Genomic DNA, 18,471 nt, shown 5'->3' with positions numbered 1-18,471 from the left:
GGTTACTGAAATGGCCAGAGCTTCCATCCTTTCTTTTTTTGTGCATTTTCTTGAAGTTTTTTCTCCTGAACTAACTTTTCAAGCCGTTCTTTTTCAGCTTTTAATTCTTGACTTTCTTTTTCCAGGGCCTTCATTTTAACGACGTCTTGCAGTTCACTGAAAAGCTCTTGTCGTTCTGGCTTTTGAGATTCCGATTTGACCCACTCCAAATAACGGCGACGCTCTTGCGTGGACTCTGATTTTTTCTTGAGCTCTTCAACAGCATGTGTTCCCATAATTTGGCTGATCAAGGAGGCGGATTGTGAGGGTGGTTTGTTTCCTCCAATCACTTGAGGTAGAACGTTAATATCGACTTTCTTTAATATCACTTTGGAAAGAATATCGTGCGGGATTTCGAAAAGGATGCCAGGTTTTCCGGAGGTGATCTCTTTGAAAATTTTTTTTCCGTGCTTGATAAGATCCTGCCCTCCTTGGACAATTTTGAAAGCCCCTTTCTTTTTTTTCTCATTCTTATTTTCAAGGGTTGATGTTTCTTTTTTCACAACAAGGGCAGTGGAAAAATCCGGCGGAGGTGGTGGTGCTTTGGGAATAGTTTGATTAGGGAGCTCTTGGGATAATTTCCGAGGCGTTGTTTGGGGAGGCATAGTCTCTTTGTGAGAGTGTCTTCCTTTTTTGCCTGCCTCCAAATCCTCAGGCGCACAAAGTACAGAATAGGTTAAGACAGACACGAGAATGAATCCTTTTTTCATAATAGACCTCCAGATTTATTTTAGGGTCCTCCCATGCTCTGCCAAGTTCATTAAAAAGTCGTTAAGGCCATGACTTGAATATTTTTCAACTCTCAGTTAGGTTCAAAACACAAATACGGAGGGGTGCCGGAGCGGTTGAACGGGGCGGTCTCGAAAACCGTTGTACGCGCAAGCGTACCGAGGGTTCGAATCCCTCCCCCTCCGCCATTTCTTGACAAAGTGGCACATGATTTGACCAAAATAAAGGAGCTCGTGAAGTCAGCGTGCTCTAAAAAACTGGCCAAGCGGACTTCAAAAGCCCTCCCAATCGGAGGGGAACAATGTTAACGGCAAGGCCTGTTTGATCATCTGTTTCAACCACAACACCGCAAAGTGTTGCAGGACCTGTTGCGGGCTCCATGCGCTCTGTGGGCATTTTAGTCAGAAATTTTTGAAAGGCACATCCTTTTTCATTCCAATCACTGAATCGTAATCTCCTGTCATGCCCGCGTCCGTCATGAAAGCGGTCCCTTTAGGTTGTATGCGTTCATCCGCTGTGGGCACGTGGGTGTGAGTTCCCACAATCAGGCTTGCGCGGCCATCCACAAAATATCCCATGGCGGCTTTTTCGCTCGAAGCCTCCCCATGGACATCAATGACCAAGGCGTCCACATCATGTCCCAATTTCATAGTCTCAAGCTCTTTTTGAATGGCGCGAAAGGGATCGTCCAAAGTGTCCATAAATAATCGACACATCACATTCATGACGCCCACGCGTTTGCCATTCTTTGTCGTATAAATTCCAGAGCCTTGTCCCGGTGTGCCCGGCGGATAATTCAAGGGACGCAAAAGACGTGGCAGATCCTTCATACGGGGGAGAATATCTTTATTATCCCACATGTGATTTCCTGAGGTAATGACATCAACGCCCACCTCATAAAGCTCCTCACAAATTCTACCGGTTATTCCAAAACCGTGGGCGGCATTTTCAGCATTAGCAATAACGAAATCAAGATTGAGCTGCCGCCGAAGGCCGGGTAAATTTTCAACTACAACCTTCCGGCCAGAAAGGCCTACGAGATCACCGATAAAAAGAATTTTCAATGTGTGTTCCTTGTCTATTTAGGGATGATCGATACTCACATAAACCCAGGCCATTTGACCAGAGGCCAATTGCACTTTGATGCGCTTGTAATCAGCCACTTCGTAGTCATCGGCGTTTATGAGCTCTTGAGGCGTGAGCTCAAAAACCAAGCCCTCTACGAAATCTTCTGGATTTTTTGAGGGTTGAAGAATTTGGTGCACGGCTTTCCCACTGACTTGAATGACATGGGGATCCGTGATCTGAAGGTCGAGCAAATGATAACTTTGAAGTTTATCCGGAACGCCTTTCAATACGCGTGAAAAAGTAGCAATTTGGACAGACTTATCCCTTAATGTGCCATAGGAAAAAAGATAGACTTTGGAACTTTCTGTGGAAGACATGACAACACCTTTCGAAAACTTATGGGATCACCCTTTTAAATACGGTTTTAAATAAAGGCCGGTATAACTTTTTTCAACTTTCACAACATTTTCAGGGGTGCCAAAGGCTACAATCTCACCGCCGCCATCGCCACCCTCGGGCCCGAGATCAATAATCCAATCGGCCGTTTTAATCACCTCAAGATTATGCTCAATCACAATCACAGAATTGCCTTGATCAACAAGGGCATGAAGAACTTCAAGAAGTTTTCGGACATCCTCAAAATGAAGGCCAGTTGTGGGTTCGTCCAAAATATAAAGGGTTTTTCCTGTGGCCCGTTTTCCGAGCTCTTTTGAGAGCTTGATGCGTTGGGCCTCCCCTCCAGAAAGGGTGGTTGCCCGTTGTCCCACATGAATATATCCAAGCCCCACTTTGGCGAGGGTCGCCAATTTATCCCGCAGGCTCGGCATGAAATGGAAAAAATTGATAGCCTCATCCACGGTCATATCGAGAATGTCTGAGATGGATTTATCCCTATACCTAATATCTAAAGTTTCACGATTGTAACGTTTCCCATGGCATTTATCACATTCGACATAAACATCAGGAAGAAAGTGCATTTCAATTTTAATGACGCCATCGCCTTGGCACGCCTCGCATCGGCCGCCCTTTACATTGAATGAAAAACGACCAGGGCCATAGCCGCGGGCTTTGGATTCAGGCAGGGACGCAAACCATTCGCGAATGGGTGTGAAAATACCGGTATAAGTCGCGGGATTAGAACGTGGTGTTCGTCCAATAGGGGACTGGTCAATATCAATGACTTTATCGATGAGATCAAGGCCTTTTAGACTTTCATAAGGTTTTGGATTAAGATGATGTCCATGAATTTCATGACAAAGACCTTTGAAAAGTGTCTCCAAAACAAGGGAGGATTTTCCGCCCCCCGAAACACCGGTTACGGCTACAAATCCACCCAAAGGAAAATCAACATCAATTGATTTTAAATTATTTGCGGTTGCCTTTTTAATTTGAATGACTTTTTTGGAATCCAATTTCCGCCTTTTTTCGGGTAAAGGAATCCCGCGAGTATGACAAAGGTATTGGCCTGTCAAACTTTTGGGATTGTCTATAATTTCTTGAGGTGTTCCTTTGGCCACAATCTCACCGCCATGAGCACCAGCACCGGGACCCATGTCGATCACATAATCTGCCATACGAATGGCATCTTCGTCATGTTCCACAACAACCACGGAATTTCCCAAATCTCGAAGTCTCTTCAAGGTTGCCAAAAGACGGTCATTGTCGCGCTGATGAAGCCCGATGGAGGGCTCATCTAAAACATACAAGACTCCCATCAAACCCGATCCGATTTGAGACGCTAAACGAATACGCTGACTTTCCCCTCCCGAGAGTGTTCCCGAAGACCGACTTAAGGAGAGATATCCCAACCCCACACTCACCAAAAACCCAAGGCGTTCTTGAATTTCTTTTAAGATCCGGTGGGCAATATCGATCTCTTTTTGAGAAAGATGTTGGGGCAAATTTTGAAACCAATTTTCAGCATCCGCAATAGACAGTTCTGTGACCTCACCAATAGATTTTCCGGAAATTTTCACGGCCAATGCCTCTGGTTTCAGGCGATACCCACAACACACTTCACACGGTTGTGTGCTTTGGTATTTGCTTTGTTCGTCGTGAAAACCTTCTTTTTCTTTGCTCTCTCTCCAGCGGCGCTCGAGAGTTGGAATGACTCCTTCAAAAGACTTATTGTTTTGATAACTCCGCGTTCCATCTTCAATGCGCGTTGGAACCAAATCTTTACCCGAACCATATAAAATGACTTCCTTCGTTTTTTCAGGCAGCTTATGGAAAGGTATCGTCATTTTGCCGCCATATTTTTGGCACACCGCTTCGAGAGCCTGATTATAATAAAAAGCAAAGGAATTGGCCCAGGGGGCAACAGCTCCTCCCTCCAAAGATAATGTTTCATCAGGAATGATCAAATCTGGGTCAAAAGAGACTTTCATCCCCAATCCATCACAAGCGGGACAGGCACCAAAAGGACTGTTGAAAGAAAACAATCGGGGTTCAATTTCTTCAATGGTAAATCCAGAAACAGGGCAAGCAAACTTAGAGGAAAAAACGATGTCCTCTTGAGTTTCAGAGTTTAGGGCATACAAAAGTCCACCGGAAAGATTCAGAGCCGTCTCAATTGCCTCTGCCAAGCGGTTCCCCAAATCAGGTCCCACCACAAGACGATCGACCACAATCTCAATATCATGTTTGAGTTTTTTATTAAGCTCAGGCGCATCTTCAATATCGTACAGATTTCCATCAATGCGAATGCGTTGAAATCCTTTTTTACGCAAATCAAGGATTTCTTTTTTGTACTCGCCCTTGCGACCGCGAACGATGGGCGCCAATAAATAAAGGCGTGTGCCTTGCGGTAGAATTAAAATCCTATCGACCATTTCAGAAACCGTCTGGCTTTGAATGGGAAGTCCCGTTGCGGGAGAATGGGGCACACCAATGCGCGCAAAAAGAAGTCTTAAATAGTCATAAATTTCTGTGACGGTTCCAACCGTCGAGCGGGGATTTTTAGATGTGGTTTTTTGCTCAATAGAAATGGCGGGGGAAAGCCCGTCTATGCCGTCTACATCTGGCTTTTGCATGAGTTGCAAAAATTGGCGCGCATAGGACGACAAACTTTCAACATAGCGTCGCTGCCCTTCCGCATAAAGAGTATCAAATGCCAAGGAGGATTTTCCTGATCCGCTAAGCCCTGTGATGACGACAAGCTGATCCCGGGGGATTTCTACCGTCAGGTTTTTTAAATTGTGTTCGCGAGCGCCGCGGATCAAAATGGATGAGGACATGAAATAAACCATAAGTTAAATAAGTCAGGATCAATTTTTATCGTGACTCTCAAGTTGTCTAAACGTTATAAACATATTTACCATGAAAGAAAAGCAACACCTTCAGCATTACATTGTCGCAGGACCTACAGGGTCGGGAAAGTCCTCTTATGCGCTCGAATTCGCCCAAAAAGTGGGCGGCATAGTTATTAATGCGGACAGTCTCCAGATTTATCAAGACCTTCCCATTTTAACGGCCCAACCCTCAACTCAAGACAAAGAAATCGTACCTCATTGCCTTTATGGATTTTTGGGACCTGAAGGGCAATACTCCGCATTAAAATGGGTAGAGGATGTGACTCATATTTTGGAGGAAGCTACAAGTCCTTGCATTCTTGTGGGAGGGACTGGGTTTTATTTCAACACTCTTTTGGAAGGACTTTCCCCCATTCCTGACGTGCCCCAAGCGACCAAAGATTATGTTAGGCCTCTAAAGCTTTTGGAGGTTCGATATCTTTTAGAAACCCAGGACCCCCTTATGGCAGAACGCCTTCATCCCCATGATCTCCAGCGTAACGCTCGGGCTCTTGAGGTGCTTTTAGGAACGGGACGGTCTCTGTCCTTTTGGCAGTCTTTAAGGCGAAATCCCAGCCCTTATGCATTTTACAAAATCGGCATTTTTCCAGAGCGGGCTTCCCATGAAAGCGCTATGAAAGAGCGCGTTCTTAAAATGTGGGAAGAAGGGGCTATTGAAGAAGTTAGTTTTCTTTTGGAGAAAGGATTGTCTGAAATTGCGTCTCTTAGAAGTGCCATTGGGTTTGATGAAATTGAATCGTATTTAAAGGGCGATCTGTCTTTGGAGATTGCACAAAACCTTATGATGATCAAAACGCGCCAGTATGCTAAACGGCAGCTCACCTGGTTTCGTCATCAGATGAAATTTGACGAAATCCTCTCTAATATCATTGGGAGCAAAGAGCGCTCAACTTAGCGCGACAATCCAGGGAACATATTATTTAAAAATCGCTTAGTATGCCCATAATCTACCTTTTTTCAAAAAGGCATCACCTTCCTCTTGCATCACTCTCAGGCCTATGGCAGATTGCAGGCCAACGCCATCGTAGCTCAGTGGTAGAGCACACCCTTGGTAAGGGTGAGGTCGAGAGTCCGATTCTCTCCGATGGCACCATCTTCCCGGAAAATCTAAATCTGAGATCCCAAACGCACCCGAAGATCTGGCACGTCGTTTTTATGTTTTGCTTTTCCAAGCCAAGACGTCCAGCCAAGTGCATGTTGTTCATCGAGCTTGAGCGCAAAAATATCTTTCCGCTGAATCAGCAATTCAATTTCAAAATCCATGTTTGTGGGAACATAAAATTTAATGAGATCTGAAAGTCTTTGATAGGAACTTTTGTGTGGCAAAAAGCGCGCAAATTGTTTGGCCGTGAGTGGTCCTAAGATAACTCTGAAATGAGATTGGTAATCCCACATGGCCGTTCCCAAAGCGGCCGTTTTTCCAAGGGTTTGAAATTGCCCAGATTGCCCAATGCGCGTTTGATGCTCAGGATGAATGGCACGTCTTTTTCCCACACATTCTTCGATTGTAACGGGCACATTAAAATAGGTCATCAAAAGCTGGACAAGACCTTCACGGGAGTGGGGTTTTCGCCACACAAGGCCTGCATACTGCAACAATGCACGATCTGGCACTTTCATGCGCTTTTGCAATGATTTTGCATTAATCCCCAAAAATGCCTTCAGAGCTGTGGCATGAGGAATTTTATCGGGTTGTTTTGAAAAAAGACTGATCTGAGATTGTTTGCGAATGCGGTGCAAAATCGAGACCAATCGATGATTAAAGATATCTAAAAAATCTCTAAGACTACTATCTCCACTTCTTTGGCGTTGAATGATCATTTCACTATAAGGAAAAGGCAGAGGTCCTTGGACGCCTGCAATCCCCATAAAATTAATTTCCATAACGGGCGTTTGATGACGCTGCGTGGTGCTTTCAAGACTATAAATATCACTTCTCAAAGAATCAAAATGCGCGCGCGATTTGATCTCAACAGCTTCATCTTTCGCATTTACGCCTAAACCTAAAGGTAGCTTATCAGGCTCCATCAGCTCCAGAATTTGAATGGCGCGATGAAACTCGAAAAGATAAGGCTCCTGAAAAAGTTGGTCTTTTAAAGAAGTGTCTGTGCGCCGATTTGAGTTGGCCATTTTTTCCACAATTGAGTTGAGTCATTGGTCATAAGCGAGAGTTCAGTATAAGACACGAGTTACGCAGTTTGCAGCAAAAGGGTGGGAATCTAAGCGAAAGACATGAGTTTTGTTATTTCTCTAGAGATATCATGCTTAATAACATCCCACTGCTGCTGATAAAAAGAGAAGCCTCCAGCAAGTCGTCTTTTAAATCTTTGAATCCAAGCCGAAATGGCAAGAAATATATGATTTCTTTGGGCTCGTCCCGTGCGAGACTGACAGCGTTCAAGACCGCATGTTTGCTTTAATTCCCGATGATAAACTTCGATTTTCCAACGCGATTTCATGACCAGTTCAATATGATCACGAGAGGGATTATCCCTATTGGTTCCGATATAATCCGTGCGACCGTTTTTGGCAACAAACCGGAAAACAGTAATCCATCCATATCCGCGTAAGTGAACTTTCAGTCCTTCATCTGGAATGTCCAGCTTTTCAAGAGTTTCTCCACGATTCACTTTCCTGTTTTTCTTCAACCCCATCACCCATGTCCAGCCTATGGATTCAATGGCCTTCAGATTATTCAAGCTCGAGTACCAAGCGTCTGCAACCACGTCATCCGGATTTATCCCTCTGTCTTGAGCCAGCTTTAACATTTCCCTGAAATGGTCATTCTTGCTTTTGCCATCGCTGGCTTTATCATAAATACGATAATCAACAGGAATAGAGTCATGACTCCTCAGGCCATGCCATACCAAATTGACAAGACCTATCCCCGCAATAACATCATGGGCATTCCCAGAATACTGATAATGCACAAGCTCTATCTTCTCGCTCCGATTTTTATCCAAAATTGTATCGTCACATACTAAAAAACAAGGTTCTTTCTTGTTAATAAGAGATTGAGTAAGATTCCACACTCCGCTCGACACAAATGCACAAAATCACTTTATCGTTCATTTTTACAAGCCAGCAGTGTGCGCTATTCAGGGTTGGCACTTTCGGAGGTGTCACCGATTCCATTGTCGCATGACAGCGTCAATCGATGGTTGAGTTCTAGTGCATTGCGTCCGAGCGGAGTGTGGAATCTTACTCAATCTCTTATTAACAAGAAAGAACCTTGTTTTTTAGTATGTGACGATACAATTTTGGATAAAAATCGGAGCGAGAAGATAGAGCTTGTGCATTATCAGTATTCTGGGAATGCCCATGATGTTATTGCGGGGATAGGTCTTGTCAATTTGGTATGGCATGGCCTGAGGAGTCATGACTCTATTCCTGTTGATTATCGTATTTATGATAAAGCCAGCGATGGCAAAAGCAAGAATGACCATTTCAGGGAAATGTTAAAGCTGGCTCAAGACAGAGGGATAAATCCGGATGACGTGGTTGCAGACGCTTGGTACTCGAGCTTGAATAATCTGAAGGCCATTGAATCCATAGGCTGGACATGGGTGATGGGGTTGAAGAAAAACAGGAAAGTGAATCGTGGAGAAACTCTTGAAAAGCTGGACATTCCAGATGAAGGACTGAAAGTTCACTTACGCGGATATGGATGGATTACTGTTTTCCGGTTTGTTGCCAAAAACGGTCGCACGGATTATATCGGAACCAATAGGGATAATCCCTCTCGTGATCATATTGAACTGGTCATGAAATCGCGTTGGAAAATCGAAGTTTATCATCGGGAATTAAAGCAAACATGCGGTCTTGAACGCTGTCAGTCTCGCACGGGACGAGCCCAAAGAAATCATATATTTCTTGCCATTTCGGCTTGGATTCAAAGATTTAAAAGACGACTTGCTGGAGGCTTCTCTTTTTATCAGCAGCAGTGGGATGTTATTAAGCATGATATCTCTAGAGAAATAACAAAACTCATGTCTTTCGCTTAGATTCCCACCCTTTTGCTGCAAACTGCGTAACTCGTGATAGAGTCATGACTCCTCAGGCCATGCCATACCAAATTGACAAGACCTATCCCCGCAATAACATCATGGGCATTCCCAGAATACTGATAATGCACAAGCTCTATCTTCTCGCTCCGATTTTTATCCAAAATTGTATCGTCACATACTAAAAAACAAGGTTCTTTCTTGTTAATAAGAGATTGAGTAAGATTCCACACTCCGCTCGGACGCAATGCACTAGAACTCAACCATCGATTGACGCTGTCATGCGACAATGGAATCGGTGACACCTCCGAAAGTGCCAACCCTGAATAGCGCACACTGCTGGCTTGTAAAAATGAACGATAAAGTGATTTTGTGCATTTGTGTCGAGACATCATTTCTTCTCATTTAATAAATATTCCCTCTCACCTTATCTCTTCTCTCTTCTCCTGCAAACTGCGTAACTCGTGTAAGAATTAATGCCCACATAAAGTGAGAAAAATTGATTCAACACGCTGCACAATAAAAAGAGCCCAGAGCCCTCAAAAATATTTGAGGAAGTCGTCAAATTAATGGAGAGACCTTGCACAAATCCCCGCCATCCGTCTGTGCCAGTCCTTCGAACGGAGGTCTGGTAAGAAATTCCTTCAAGAGCGTTGATCTCAGGTTGCGCATCATAGCGGCTCGACCACATATAAAGACGCAACATTTCCTTCAATGTCACAATCGAATTGTTCGCGCACGAAAGGCTTAAATGATTTAAAGACAGCTGAGAAATCAATTGCCAGAGATTGTCCCCGCTCAAAAGTGGATTGACCTGAGGTGTAGGCCTCATCACACATGTAATGACCGCAGAAGGAATTGAGCCATCAACTTGAAGTGCCGCCCCTGCGGGTACAAAAGTTGCCAAATCCCGATTTGTACAAAGTGTGTGGGCATAAATCGACTGATTGCTCGGTGCATTGGGATTGAATTTAAAATCCACAAACGACAGCCACATGTCCGTTCCAATTGCATTGGGAACATCTGTGGGTTTGCGTTGGGCATACCAGAATCGACTTTGATCATTTTCCTCCATATCATGGTTGTAAGAAAAATAGGGCGAATAGGAGAGTGTATCTTTTTTGCCCGGAACGGCGGCCGTGACTTTTTGAATGGAATGGATTTCTGTGGAACCTTGCCGTCTTTGATCGGGAATTAATTTATAGGCAATAGATTGATTCGTCAGATCCAAAGGCTCTGAAATTTTCGGGAATAAATTCACAATTGGTGTGCAGCCCAATTTAAAATTATCTGATGAGACATGAATTTTATCCAACTTCACACTAGGATTTATCCCAATATAAATATCAAAATATTGATTGCAAGATTGTGGTGCAAGATTCTTCAAATCAAAGAACATGAATTTTTCAGGGAACATAAAATACTCACACAAAAGGCGATACGCTTCATGAGATTGTGGCGGATAAGGAATTAAATTTTCCCCCTCATTAAATCCCACGGGTGAGATCGAATCAGACGGCAAAACAACTGCCATGTCCATCGCATCCCCTTGGAATAAAATGGGGGAGGCGGCATTAGGGCTAAATCCAAAAATTGTCGAATAAATAAAGTTCGTAAGATATTTTCCGCCCAAAATCGAAAATCTCAAGGAACTGAAATTCAAGTCCGACATTGCCCCATCATATCTTTGAATGCGTAAATGATAAAACCACTGAGTATTGAAAGGAGCTTCGGGAAGATTGAGTTGATCTTGGCTGATGATTCCAGCTTCAATAATCTCAACAGGCCACATTTCCACAGGATAAATGGTTTGAAAACGACACTTCTCCCCGTTTTGTGCTTCTGTATAAAGTTGTGTTCCTTTGGGAACAACAGTGCCTGTCGCCAATTTTCCCAAATGGGGAGAGAGTTTAAAATGCGCAATGGAGGAAGACGGAAAAGGCTGAACAAATTGGGGATAAAGAACAGACAATAGGGTATTAGAAAAACGAGAAAACCGATCATCCACATCTTTTTGAAGTTTGGCGGTTAGAAAGGCAAAAGATTCCAGCAAACGCTCCACATGAGGGTCAGAGGTATCTGTAGCGGTTAAGTTAAGAGCTTCGGCAACATGAGGATATTGTTGGGCAAACCGGGCTCCAGAACGCCTTAAGTATGCCATCTCTTGTTGGTAATACTCTAAAAGCTCTTCTTGTGCGTTTTGAGCCACCCTATGCCTCTTGTATTTTTTATGTTAGGAACTCATCTTAACACGGTAAGCTGGTAGGCTTAAAGAGGATTTCATGGTTCAGCCAAATCTTAGTTTTTCAAAAGCTGTTTTTAAAATTTTATGGCCCTATTGGCGCTCCGAAAAAAAATGGGAAGCCCTCTTCCTTCTCTTATGCTCTGGAAGTTTTTTGGCAGCCTTTGTGTTTACACAATTAGAGCTCAATTATTGGGGAAATGATTTTTATACGGCCCTTCAAGAATTCAGAATGAACGATTTTTTTGGACTTTTAAAAAAATTCTCTTATCTTGCGGCCCTTGCCATTTCAACATACGTTTTGGCGTTTTATGCGCAAAAACACCTTGAACTCAGGTGGAGGAAATGGCTGACCCATTTTTATATTCAAAAATGGCTTTCCCATCGGAATTATTATCACCTCCTTTTGGCAGGATCTCAAACCGATAACCCAGATCAACGCATTGCTGAGGATGTAGGTCATTTTTGTAGTGAGACCATCCGCCTTTTTCTGGATGCCTTTAGAAATATTTTAATGCTGATTGCTTTTTTAGGTGTGCTTTGGGTTTTATCCGGAACGCTTAAAATTCCTTTAGGAGATAAGGTCTTAGAAGTTCCAGGCTACATGTTTTGGGCAGGCTTAATTTACGCAATCATTGGAAGTTTCATCAGCGTGAAAATTGGAAATCCTCTTGTTCCCCTCAATTATGAACAAGAAAAACGAGAAGCTGATTTTCGCTATAGCCTCATTCGTTTTCGAGAAAATGCAGAAGGGATCGCTTTATATAGCGGTGAAAACTCAGAGAATCAAACGTTTGGCAATCGCTTTGAATATGTTTATGATAACTTCAAATCCATTATCAAAAGATCTTTTATGATCAGCGGCTGGATCAGTTTTTATGGCCAAATTGCCTACGTTTTCCCAATTTTATTAATTGCCCCACGTTATTTCGCGAAAGAAGTGACCTTTGGGGCTCTTATGCAAACAATTGGTGCCTGTAATCACGTCAATACTGCCCTTTCGTTTTTTGTTGATCAATATCCCGCAATTGCCCATTGGAAGGCAACTACAAACCGTCTTTTAGTGTTCTTAGGCGAAATGGAGGAGTTGGAGAAGTTGCCCAAGGAGATTAGAATAAGTCCTCATCCTGAACCTTCTATTATCTCCTGCCGCAATCTCACCATTTTTCTTCCTCATGAAAAAATCCTTTTTGAAAATCTTAATCTCAAATTTCAAAAAGGCGAACACACCTTAATCAAAGGTCCCTCCGGTATTGGAAAAAGTACACTCATGCGAACATTGTCAGGACTCTGGCCCTATGGATCGGGTCAAATCCAATTGCCCACTCAAAGCCCGATGTTTTTGCCGCAAAAACCTTATATGCCTTTGGGCACGTTGAAAGAAATCCTCACCTATCCTGAAGATCACGCAAAGCTTGAAGAGAAAGATTTTCTCAATCTTTTGGATCTGGTGGGACTTGAAAATCTGAGTGGTCGCCTGAATGAGATTGATGATTGGGCGCGCGTTTTATCTTTGGGAGAGCAACAACGCGTTTCTATTCTCCGTGCCCTTATCCAAAAACCGCAATGGCTTTTGATGGATGAGGCGACGTCTTCTTTGGATGAAGACAGCGAGAGAAAGGTTTTTGAACTTTTGCAGCACGTGTTGAAAGAGACGACGTTCATCAGCGTGGGGCACCGCGCAAGTCTTTTGGCGTGGCATCCCCGCGTGATTAGCCTTGAGGACCTTTTTCAAGGGTCCTCAATGATGATAAACGCTTAATCAATTTTTAGTTTTTTAAGTCTCCAGTCGCCAAGAAACTTATCAATGATCGCGTGAGCATCTCTGAAAGAGTAGGGAGGACGAACAGCCTCTTTTTTCTCCTCAGGCGCCTCAACTCTTTCCAGATACTCAACTGTGCCTTTACGTCAGATTGATTGCGTTTCAGACTCCACAATTTCCCCCTTCATTAATTTTTTAGGAAGATAGGTCGTCATGACTGTGTCCAAAAGAAGATCCCTATCAACGATTTCAAGAGACGCCGTCTTTTTTTCGTGAAAACGATTTTTTAAAGCCGCTTCTTTAAAATTCAGATTTCCTGCCACCCATATGAACAAATGGCTGACATCAATGTGACGTTTCAAATAGGCGCTAAAGAATTTTTTGTTATTGGGCTCAAGGAAGGGCAAAAGAACAGACATCAAATTAGTATCATTTAAAACCCGATCCAATTCATCAAGGAAAAGAATTCCATTTCTGGCCCCTTGCATCTCACCCAGTTTTTCAAGCAAAAGCCCTGGGATTGTACTGGTTCCAAACAAACTGTCAGGGGTTGCTCCTGCTAAACAAATTGTGACAACCGGAAGATTCATTTTGCGTCCGGTTTCCTCTACACAATAACTTTTACCTGTTCCTGGTGTTGACACCAAATTGACAAATTCCCGTGTTTGAGGATTGAGCCCCAAAGTGGAGCTATAGGCTTTTTGATGATTGATGCAGGCACTGAGAATAATCTCTCTCGCCTCTTTGGAATAAAGTTGAAGGCTTTTTTCAATCTCTTTTACTGGCAAAGTGGGATTAACACTTTGCGTGGGTATTTTGAAAAACAAATTTAAAAGCTGCAAAGCGCCACTCATATTCATAGGGCTTCTTCGGGCAATGAGAAATTGCTCCTCTGGAAAGGGCACGGCCTTATATTCGGAGTAATTTTTCAAATCGTCTTTTGCATCTAAAAAGTTTAATAAGGGCTTCTTTAGGGCATACTCACGCTCAAAGGAATAGAGGGGATCGTTTTCAGGATACATCCAATTGGTGATAAGGGGTTTGAGAGGTTTTCCTCCGTCAATCAAATTATAAAGGATATTGATTCCAAAAAGAGTTGCTGCAAAACCACTAGAATCGATACCGGTGACTTCAACAGCCACTAAACCACCACTCAGAACAAGCGGTGTTATTAAGGTTCCCACGGTTTCCTGCTTCATCCCTTTTTGATAAAGTTGGCGTCGATTTTGGAGGTAGGCCCTTTCAAGGGCCTTTTCCAATTTTTCTTTATTGTCTTCAGGTCCCTTTTCCAAATCAATCAACTCATTTTGAGGAACGCGTTGATAAAGCCCCTGAAAGTATCCTATTTGCGGTTGAGAAACCTCTGGTAGCATCTCTGCAGTATACCCCATCTTTAAAAGAATTGGTCGCAATTCAAGATCTTTCAAAACCTCTATGATATCAAAAAGGGAGACTCTTAACTAAAGATAGATAAGAAAGAGTCCAGATATTTTTTGAAGACTTCAGGATTGGAGAGATGGTAAAGAAGAAGTAAGGAAAGATCTACCATTTCATGGCTTCGAGACGTGACCTTGGAGCGCCTTCGAAAGCGCGCGAGATAATGACGTGTGTTGCTGTTATCCTGCTCGATTGGGTAGGTTAAATCCTTGCCAGTAAAAAGTTGATGTTCAGGAATTAGACGATGAAATCCCTCCCAATCGTCCGTGATGAAAGTGAGATCCCTCGTGCCGATTTCGTCGATTAAGCTTTTGGCTGTTCGATCATCACGGCGACCCAAAGTCCAGGAGATAACTCGCCCTGACACAGGGTCAAAGGCTTTCCAGATCCAAATTTTGTTTTTTTTCCATTCACGTAATGCCACATCTCGTCGATTTGAACGAGCTTAAGGTCAGATGGAACGGCAGGCCTTTCCAATGATTTTGCCTCTTTTCGAATCCACTTCAAAACAGCGACATTACTGACTTTAAGAACCTTTCCGATCATTCCAAAGCTTGCATTTCCCAATGTATATAAAAGGATTGCCAAGGCTTTCATGGCCTCTGGCTTTCCGCGCTTAGGTGTATTTGTGAAGTTGCAGCCGCAGCTTTTACAGCGGTAGCGTTGGATCCCTCTGACCATTCCATTCTTAACATACTGAACTGAATTACATTTCTTGCATTCCATGGCCTATCCCCCTTTAAATAAGCCATCTTATCACGTTATCTATCTTTAGTTAAGTGTCTCCAAAAAGGCGCCCCGGTACATAATATTTAGCAATAGGGTCATAGTCTTCGCCAGCTGCTGATAAATTGAGGCACAAAAATAGAGATAAGAAAAACTTGAGAAGAAAACGACACATAGGATTCACCATAAATTAAATAATTGAAGAAAATGTATATTTGTCAAAGAATAAAAACTCAGCATTTTTTTGACTTAAGAAGAAAATTTACTCCAGCTTAACCGTCTTATATATAGGAGAAAATCGCATGTCAATATTTTTTTATTGATATACATTAATTTTTTTTAGATTTTAACCTGAGGTGATGTCTCTGGATTTTGAAAAAAATGTATTTTGTAAAGAAAGCGTAAGAAAGTCTGTAGATTTCCATAATATGGAACGTACCTTAATTGCTGGACGGATTAATAATCGAGAAGTGTACAGGGTAATCCGTTAATTGGATTGATTCCTGTGTTTTTTCAAAATTTATTTAATGAATATTTTTGATTAAAAAGATTGAAATATTCAATAATTTATTTTATAGAATTCAAAATAATTTGTTTTGGAGCCTTTAAATATGAAATTGTTTTTTGTGGGGTTGGCCTTAGTATCTTTAAGTTTTCCCGAAATAAGGGCTATTGACGAGCTCGAATATGAAGTAGGAAACTCTTCGGCCATTGTGATTAAAAAGGGAACGTAATCTTTAAAACGTATAGGTTTTGATGCGACTGATCCGAAATCTGACAACCGTCTCAATCCATCAAAAGGGCAGACGGTGTGGTTTCAAAAATCGAAACTCATCCAAATTCCAGGATATAAAAAACCTTTTAAAATTCCAGGTAATCTTGAAATTACACTTTCACCTCTCGCTCATCCCAATGATTGCCTGAAAGTTGGATATGGGCTTATGGGACACAATCGGCAATACCTCGAAAATTTTTCAGAAACGTTAATTTATTTGCCCCACTCTTCTGAACCTTTTGCCTGTGCTTTTCAAGAAAGTATTTCTGGTGCGTTTGATGATCTTCTTTTGCAGTTGGGGGCTTCTAAAACTGCAACCCTTTTGATGAAGCTTGAAAAAGAAGCCCTTCAAAAAGGGATTCGCCGTTCCTATATCTCTGTCAAAAATGGGAAGGAACCGATAGAGCCACTCAGTTTGACTCAACATGATGGATTTAAGTTGTCTGAGTTTTTGCGCACTCATGGGTATGTTCTTACAGGAGAAACTCCTCATCTTAAGGAACCAGTTTATACTCAGAATTTTTATAAAGAACTGCTGACGTCGGCAACATCAAAACAGGATCTTTGTGACAGAAAAAAATGCCTAAACCTCCAACTTCAAAAGTGGCAAGAGGAATTAAAAAAAGTTAAGGCATCAAAAGGAAAACGACGTCTCAAAACTTCTAAAATACATCACATTTCTAGTATGATTTTCGCATTAGAGGGTGAGATCAAGACTTTTAAGAACGCCTTTGAATGGAGAGTTGAACCTCAAGAGGAGTCTCCTCCTGTCCCTTTGGGAAACTTTGGTGTGTTTGTCAGAAAAAATGGAATTATTAAAGGGGGGCTTTTTGGAACACTTAACACAAAAGACGTGGTGATTCCCCATAGTGACATTGATATATTTTGGATTGACTCCAGTGTGCGTGGAACAGGCTTGGGAAGCAAGGTGATGAACGCTGCTCTGTCTTTTTCCAAATCTCAAGGGGCACACATTGCGCAATTGGGGACCATAGATTTTCAGGCACCTGGTTTTTACGAGAAAATGAACTTTCAAAGAATCAATACAAGTCCAAAGATTTTAAAAACTCTTAAAGGTAATTTGGTTAATGCCTATACCTATCGAAAGGAAATCTAGGAGATTTGCTTTTCAGAAAAGTTGGGGTAGTCTTTATTATCAACAAAAAAAGGACTCCACCATGTTCACTCTTGACCCGCGCCTGGAAGAAGACTCTGTCTATGTGACCGATCTTGAATTGTCTCAAATTCGACTGAGTTTGAATTCTACGTTTCCTTGGATCCTTTTAATTCCCAAGCGTCTCCATGTCCGTGAAATTATAGAACTTGAAGAGGGGGATCAAATTCAACTCATTAGAGAAATTGTCCGCGCCAGTCATGTCACCCAATCCATTTTTAGTCCTGATAAATTAAATGTGGGATCCTTGGGAAATATCGTGCCCCAACTTCATGTTCATGTGGTGGCCCGTTATGTGGGGGACAAGGCTTGGCCGAGTGCGGCTTGGAAGGGGGATTTTAAAGCTCCCTATACTCCCGAACACCTCGAAGAGACGATCGAAAAATTAAGAGCGGGATTTGAGGTCGTTTAAAAAACCTCACCCCACGTGGAATTGTTCTTGAAGAATGCGCTCTTCTAAATTATGCCCCTCGTCAAAAAGAACGGTTACATAATGGGTCCGATCTTCATGAATAGAGACAGAGATCACATCGCGGATTTCGGTAAAATCGGCAACGGCGGTCACAGGACGCTTTTCACGATCAAGAATGGTAAATGTAATATTGGCCGAATGAGGCAGAATGGCGCCGTGCCATCTGCGAGGACGATAAGCGCTGATAGGTGTTAAAGCTAAAAGTGGCGATCCTATGGGCAAAATCGGACCATGGGCAGAAAGATTATATGCTGTACTTCCCGCAGGCGTTGAGATTAAAACGCCATCACAAATTAATTCCGTTAAGCGAACTCTACCATCAATGCTAATTTCAATTTTAGAAGCTTGTCGTGATTCACGAATGAGGGAGACTTCGTTAAATGCAAGGGCGCGGTGTATTTCCCCGGCATTCGTTCTTGCGGACATTTTCAAAGGATGCAGATGGGTTGGGATTGCTTTTTTCACGCGGTCTTGAAGGGCGTCTTCAGAAAAAGAATTCATCAAAAAACCAACCGTTCCACAATTCATGCCATACACAGGCTTTGAAATCGAAAGGGTTTTATGGAGAACTTCGAGCATAAGTCCGTCTCCCCCCAAAGCAATGATCACATCCGCGTCTTCGACAGTGTGTTGAGGATTAATTTTGGAAAGCACCTCCAGTGCTGTTTTCGCTTCTGGGGAATCCGAACCTATAAATGCAAATTTTTTCATATTCTCACTTTGACAATTTCA

General features: G+C 42.6%; 15 protein-coding genes, 2 tRNA genes and 3 pseudogenes. 8 read left to right on the top strand and 12 right to left on the bottom strand.

Translation table 11 applies throughout. The features are described 5' to 3' along the window. Positions 1–2: 2 nt before the first annotated feature. Positions 3–749: a hypothetical protein gene (locus Bealeia2_RS08725; RefSeq protein WP_331256656.1), complete on the bottom strand. Its 747-nt coding sequence runs from the start codon at positions 747–749 to the stop codon at positions 3–5. Positions 750–866: 117 nt separating this feature from the next. On the opposite strand from Bealeia2_RS08725, the gene Bealeia2_RS08720 reads away from it, so the two are divergent. Beyond that, positions 867–956 (top strand) — tRNA-Ser (locus tag Bealeia2_RS08720). A 61-nt stretch (positions 957–1,017) separates the two neighbouring features. Here the strand turns inward: Bealeia2_RS08720 and Bealeia2_RS08710 are convergent. The 3 genes and pseudogenes from Bealeia2_RS08710 to uvrA all read right to left on the bottom strand — a co-directional run bounded on the left by Bealeia2_RS08710 (position 1,018) and on the right by uvrA (position 5,072). Next, a pseudogene (locus Bealeia2_RS08710) lies at positions 1,018–1,832 on the bottom strand (TIGR00282 family metallophosphoesterase). 18 nt (positions 1,833–1,850) lie between these two features. Next, positions 1,851–2,213, bottom strand: a complete 363-nt coding sequence (locus tag Bealeia2_RS08705; protein WP_331256653.1) for a gamma-glutamylcyclotransferase family protein — start codon at positions 2,211–2,213, stop codon at positions 1,851–1,853. Between the two features lie 27 nt (positions 2,214–2,240). Continuing rightward, positions 2,241–5,072, bottom strand: a complete 2,832-nt coding sequence (uvrA, locus tag Bealeia2_RS08700) for an excinuclease ABC subunit UvrA (RefSeq protein WP_331256652.1) — start codon at positions 5,070–5,072, stop codon at positions 2,241–2,243. A gap of 82 nt (positions 5,073–5,154) precedes the next feature. Here uvrA and miaA point away from each other — a divergent pair, with 82 nt between their 5' ends. Continuing rightward, entirely contained in the window at positions 5,155–6,042 is an 888-nt protein-coding gene (gene miaA / locus Bealeia2_RS08695) for a tRNA (adenosine(37)-N6)-dimethylallyltransferase MiaA (RefSeq protein WP_331256651.1), read from the top strand. A 123-nt stretch (positions 6,043–6,165) separates the two neighbouring features. Then, positions 6,166–6,240 (top strand) — tRNA-Thr (locus Bealeia2_RS08690). A gap of 14 nt (positions 6,241–6,254) precedes the next feature. Here the strand turns inward: Bealeia2_RS08690 and tssG are convergent. Then, positions 6,255–7,277 (bottom strand): type VI secretion system baseplate subunit TssG, encoded by a 1,023-nt coding sequence (tssG, locus tag Bealeia2_RS08685; protein WP_331256650.1) that lies wholly within the window; start codon positions 7,275–7,277, stop codon positions 6,255–6,257. Positions 7,278–7,366: 89 nt separating this feature from the next. After that, positions 7,367–8,185: pseudogene (locus tag Bealeia2_RS08680) on the bottom strand (IS701 family transposase); the annotation flags it as partial. Between Bealeia2_RS08680 and Bealeia2_RS08675 the strand changes: the two are divergent. Next, on the top strand, positions 8,171–9,151 hold the full coding sequence (locus Bealeia2_RS08675) for an IS701 family transposase (RefSeq protein WP_462346303.1): 981 nt from the start codon (positions 8,171–8,173) through the stop codon (positions 9,149–9,151). The pseudogene Bealeia2_RS08680 and the gene Bealeia2_RS08675 overlap by 15 nt on opposite strands. Positions 9,152–9,213: 62 nt before the next feature. On the opposite strand, the pseudogene Bealeia2_RS10685 reads toward Bealeia2_RS08675, so the two are convergent. Both Bealeia2_RS10685 and tssF read right to left on the bottom strand, forming a co-directional pair. Continuing rightward, positions 9,214–9,546: pseudogene (locus Bealeia2_RS10685) on the bottom strand (IS701 family transposase); the annotation flags it as partial. A 32-nt stretch (positions 9,547–9,578) separates the two neighbouring features. Continuing rightward, on the bottom strand, positions 9,579–11,360 hold the full coding sequence (gene tssF / locus Bealeia2_RS08665; protein ID WP_331256647.1) for a type VI secretion system baseplate subunit TssF: 1,782 nt from the start codon (positions 11,358–11,360) through the stop codon (positions 9,579–9,581). 73 nt (positions 11,361–11,433) lie between these two features. Here tssF and Bealeia2_RS08660 point away from each other — a divergent pair, with 73 nt between their 5' ends. Continuing rightward, on the top strand, positions 11,434–13,155 hold the full coding sequence (locus Bealeia2_RS08660; RefSeq protein WP_331256646.1) for an ABC transporter ATP-binding protein/permease: 1,722 nt from the start codon (positions 11,434–11,436) through the stop codon (positions 13,153–13,155). Between the two features lie 146 nt (positions 13,156–13,301). Here the strand turns inward: Bealeia2_RS08660 and Bealeia2_RS08655 are convergent, their stop codons facing one another. The 3 genes from Bealeia2_RS08655 to Bealeia2_RS08650 are packed head-to-tail and all read right to left on the bottom strand — an operon-like array spanning position 13,302 to position 15,318. Continuing rightward, entirely contained in the window at positions 13,302–14,567 is a 1,266-nt protein-coding gene (locus Bealeia2_RS08655; protein WP_331256645.1) for an AAA family ATPase, read from the bottom strand. Between the two features lie 44 nt (positions 14,568–14,611). Beyond that, positions 14,612–14,959 (bottom strand): IS1 family transposase, encoded by a 348-nt coding sequence (locus tag Bealeia2_RS10630; protein WP_414437814.1) that lies wholly within the window; start codon positions 14,957–14,959, stop codon positions 14,612–14,614. Next, the gene (locus Bealeia2_RS08650) at positions 14,896–15,318 is read right to left on the bottom strand and encodes an IS1/IS1595 family N-terminal zinc-binding domain-containing protein (RefSeq protein WP_331255242.1); all 423 of its coding nucleotides are present in this window, start codon (positions 15,316–15,318) and stop codon (positions 14,896–14,898) included. Before Bealeia2_RS08650 ends, Bealeia2_RS10630 begins: the two co-directional genes overlap by 64 nt. Before the next feature lie 611 nt (positions 15,319–15,929). Between Bealeia2_RS08650 and Bealeia2_RS08645 the strand changes: the two genes are divergently transcribed. The 3 genes from Bealeia2_RS08645 (at position 15,930) to Bealeia2_RS08635 (ending at position 17,679) form a co-directional block, all read left to right on the top strand. After that, positions 15,930–16,052: a hypothetical protein gene (locus Bealeia2_RS08645; RefSeq protein ID WP_331256644.1), complete on the top strand. Its 123-nt coding sequence runs from the start codon at positions 15,930–15,932 to the stop codon at positions 16,050–16,052. Between the two features lie 75 nt (positions 16,053–16,127). Next, entirely contained in the window at positions 16,128–17,210 is a 1,083-nt protein-coding gene (locus Bealeia2_RS08640) for a GNAT family N-acetyltransferase (RefSeq protein ID WP_331256643.1), read from the top strand. Positions 17,211–17,271: 61 nt separating this feature from the next. Further along, entirely contained in the window at positions 17,272–17,679 is a 408-nt protein-coding gene (locus Bealeia2_RS08635; protein ID WP_331256642.1) for an HIT family protein, read from the top strand. 6 nt (positions 17,680–17,685) lie between these two features. On the opposite strand, the gene Bealeia2_RS08630 is transcribed toward Bealeia2_RS08635, so the two are convergent. Next, a complete protein-coding gene (locus Bealeia2_RS08630) occupies positions 17,686–18,450 on the bottom strand; it encodes an NAD kinase (protein WP_331256641.1) in 765 nt (254 codons plus the stop codon). Between the last annotated feature and the right edge of the window lie 21 nt (positions 18,451–18,471).

Origin of the sequence: Candidatus Bealeia paramacronuclearis (genome assembly GCF_035607555.1) — a bacterium.
Lineage (GTDB): Bacteria > Pseudomonadota > Alphaproteobacteria > UBA9655 > UBA9655 > Bealeia > Bealeia paramacronuclearis.
The sequence above is the reverse complement of the archived record's forward strand: the minus strand, read 5'-3'. Positions and strand labels throughout refer to the sequence as shown.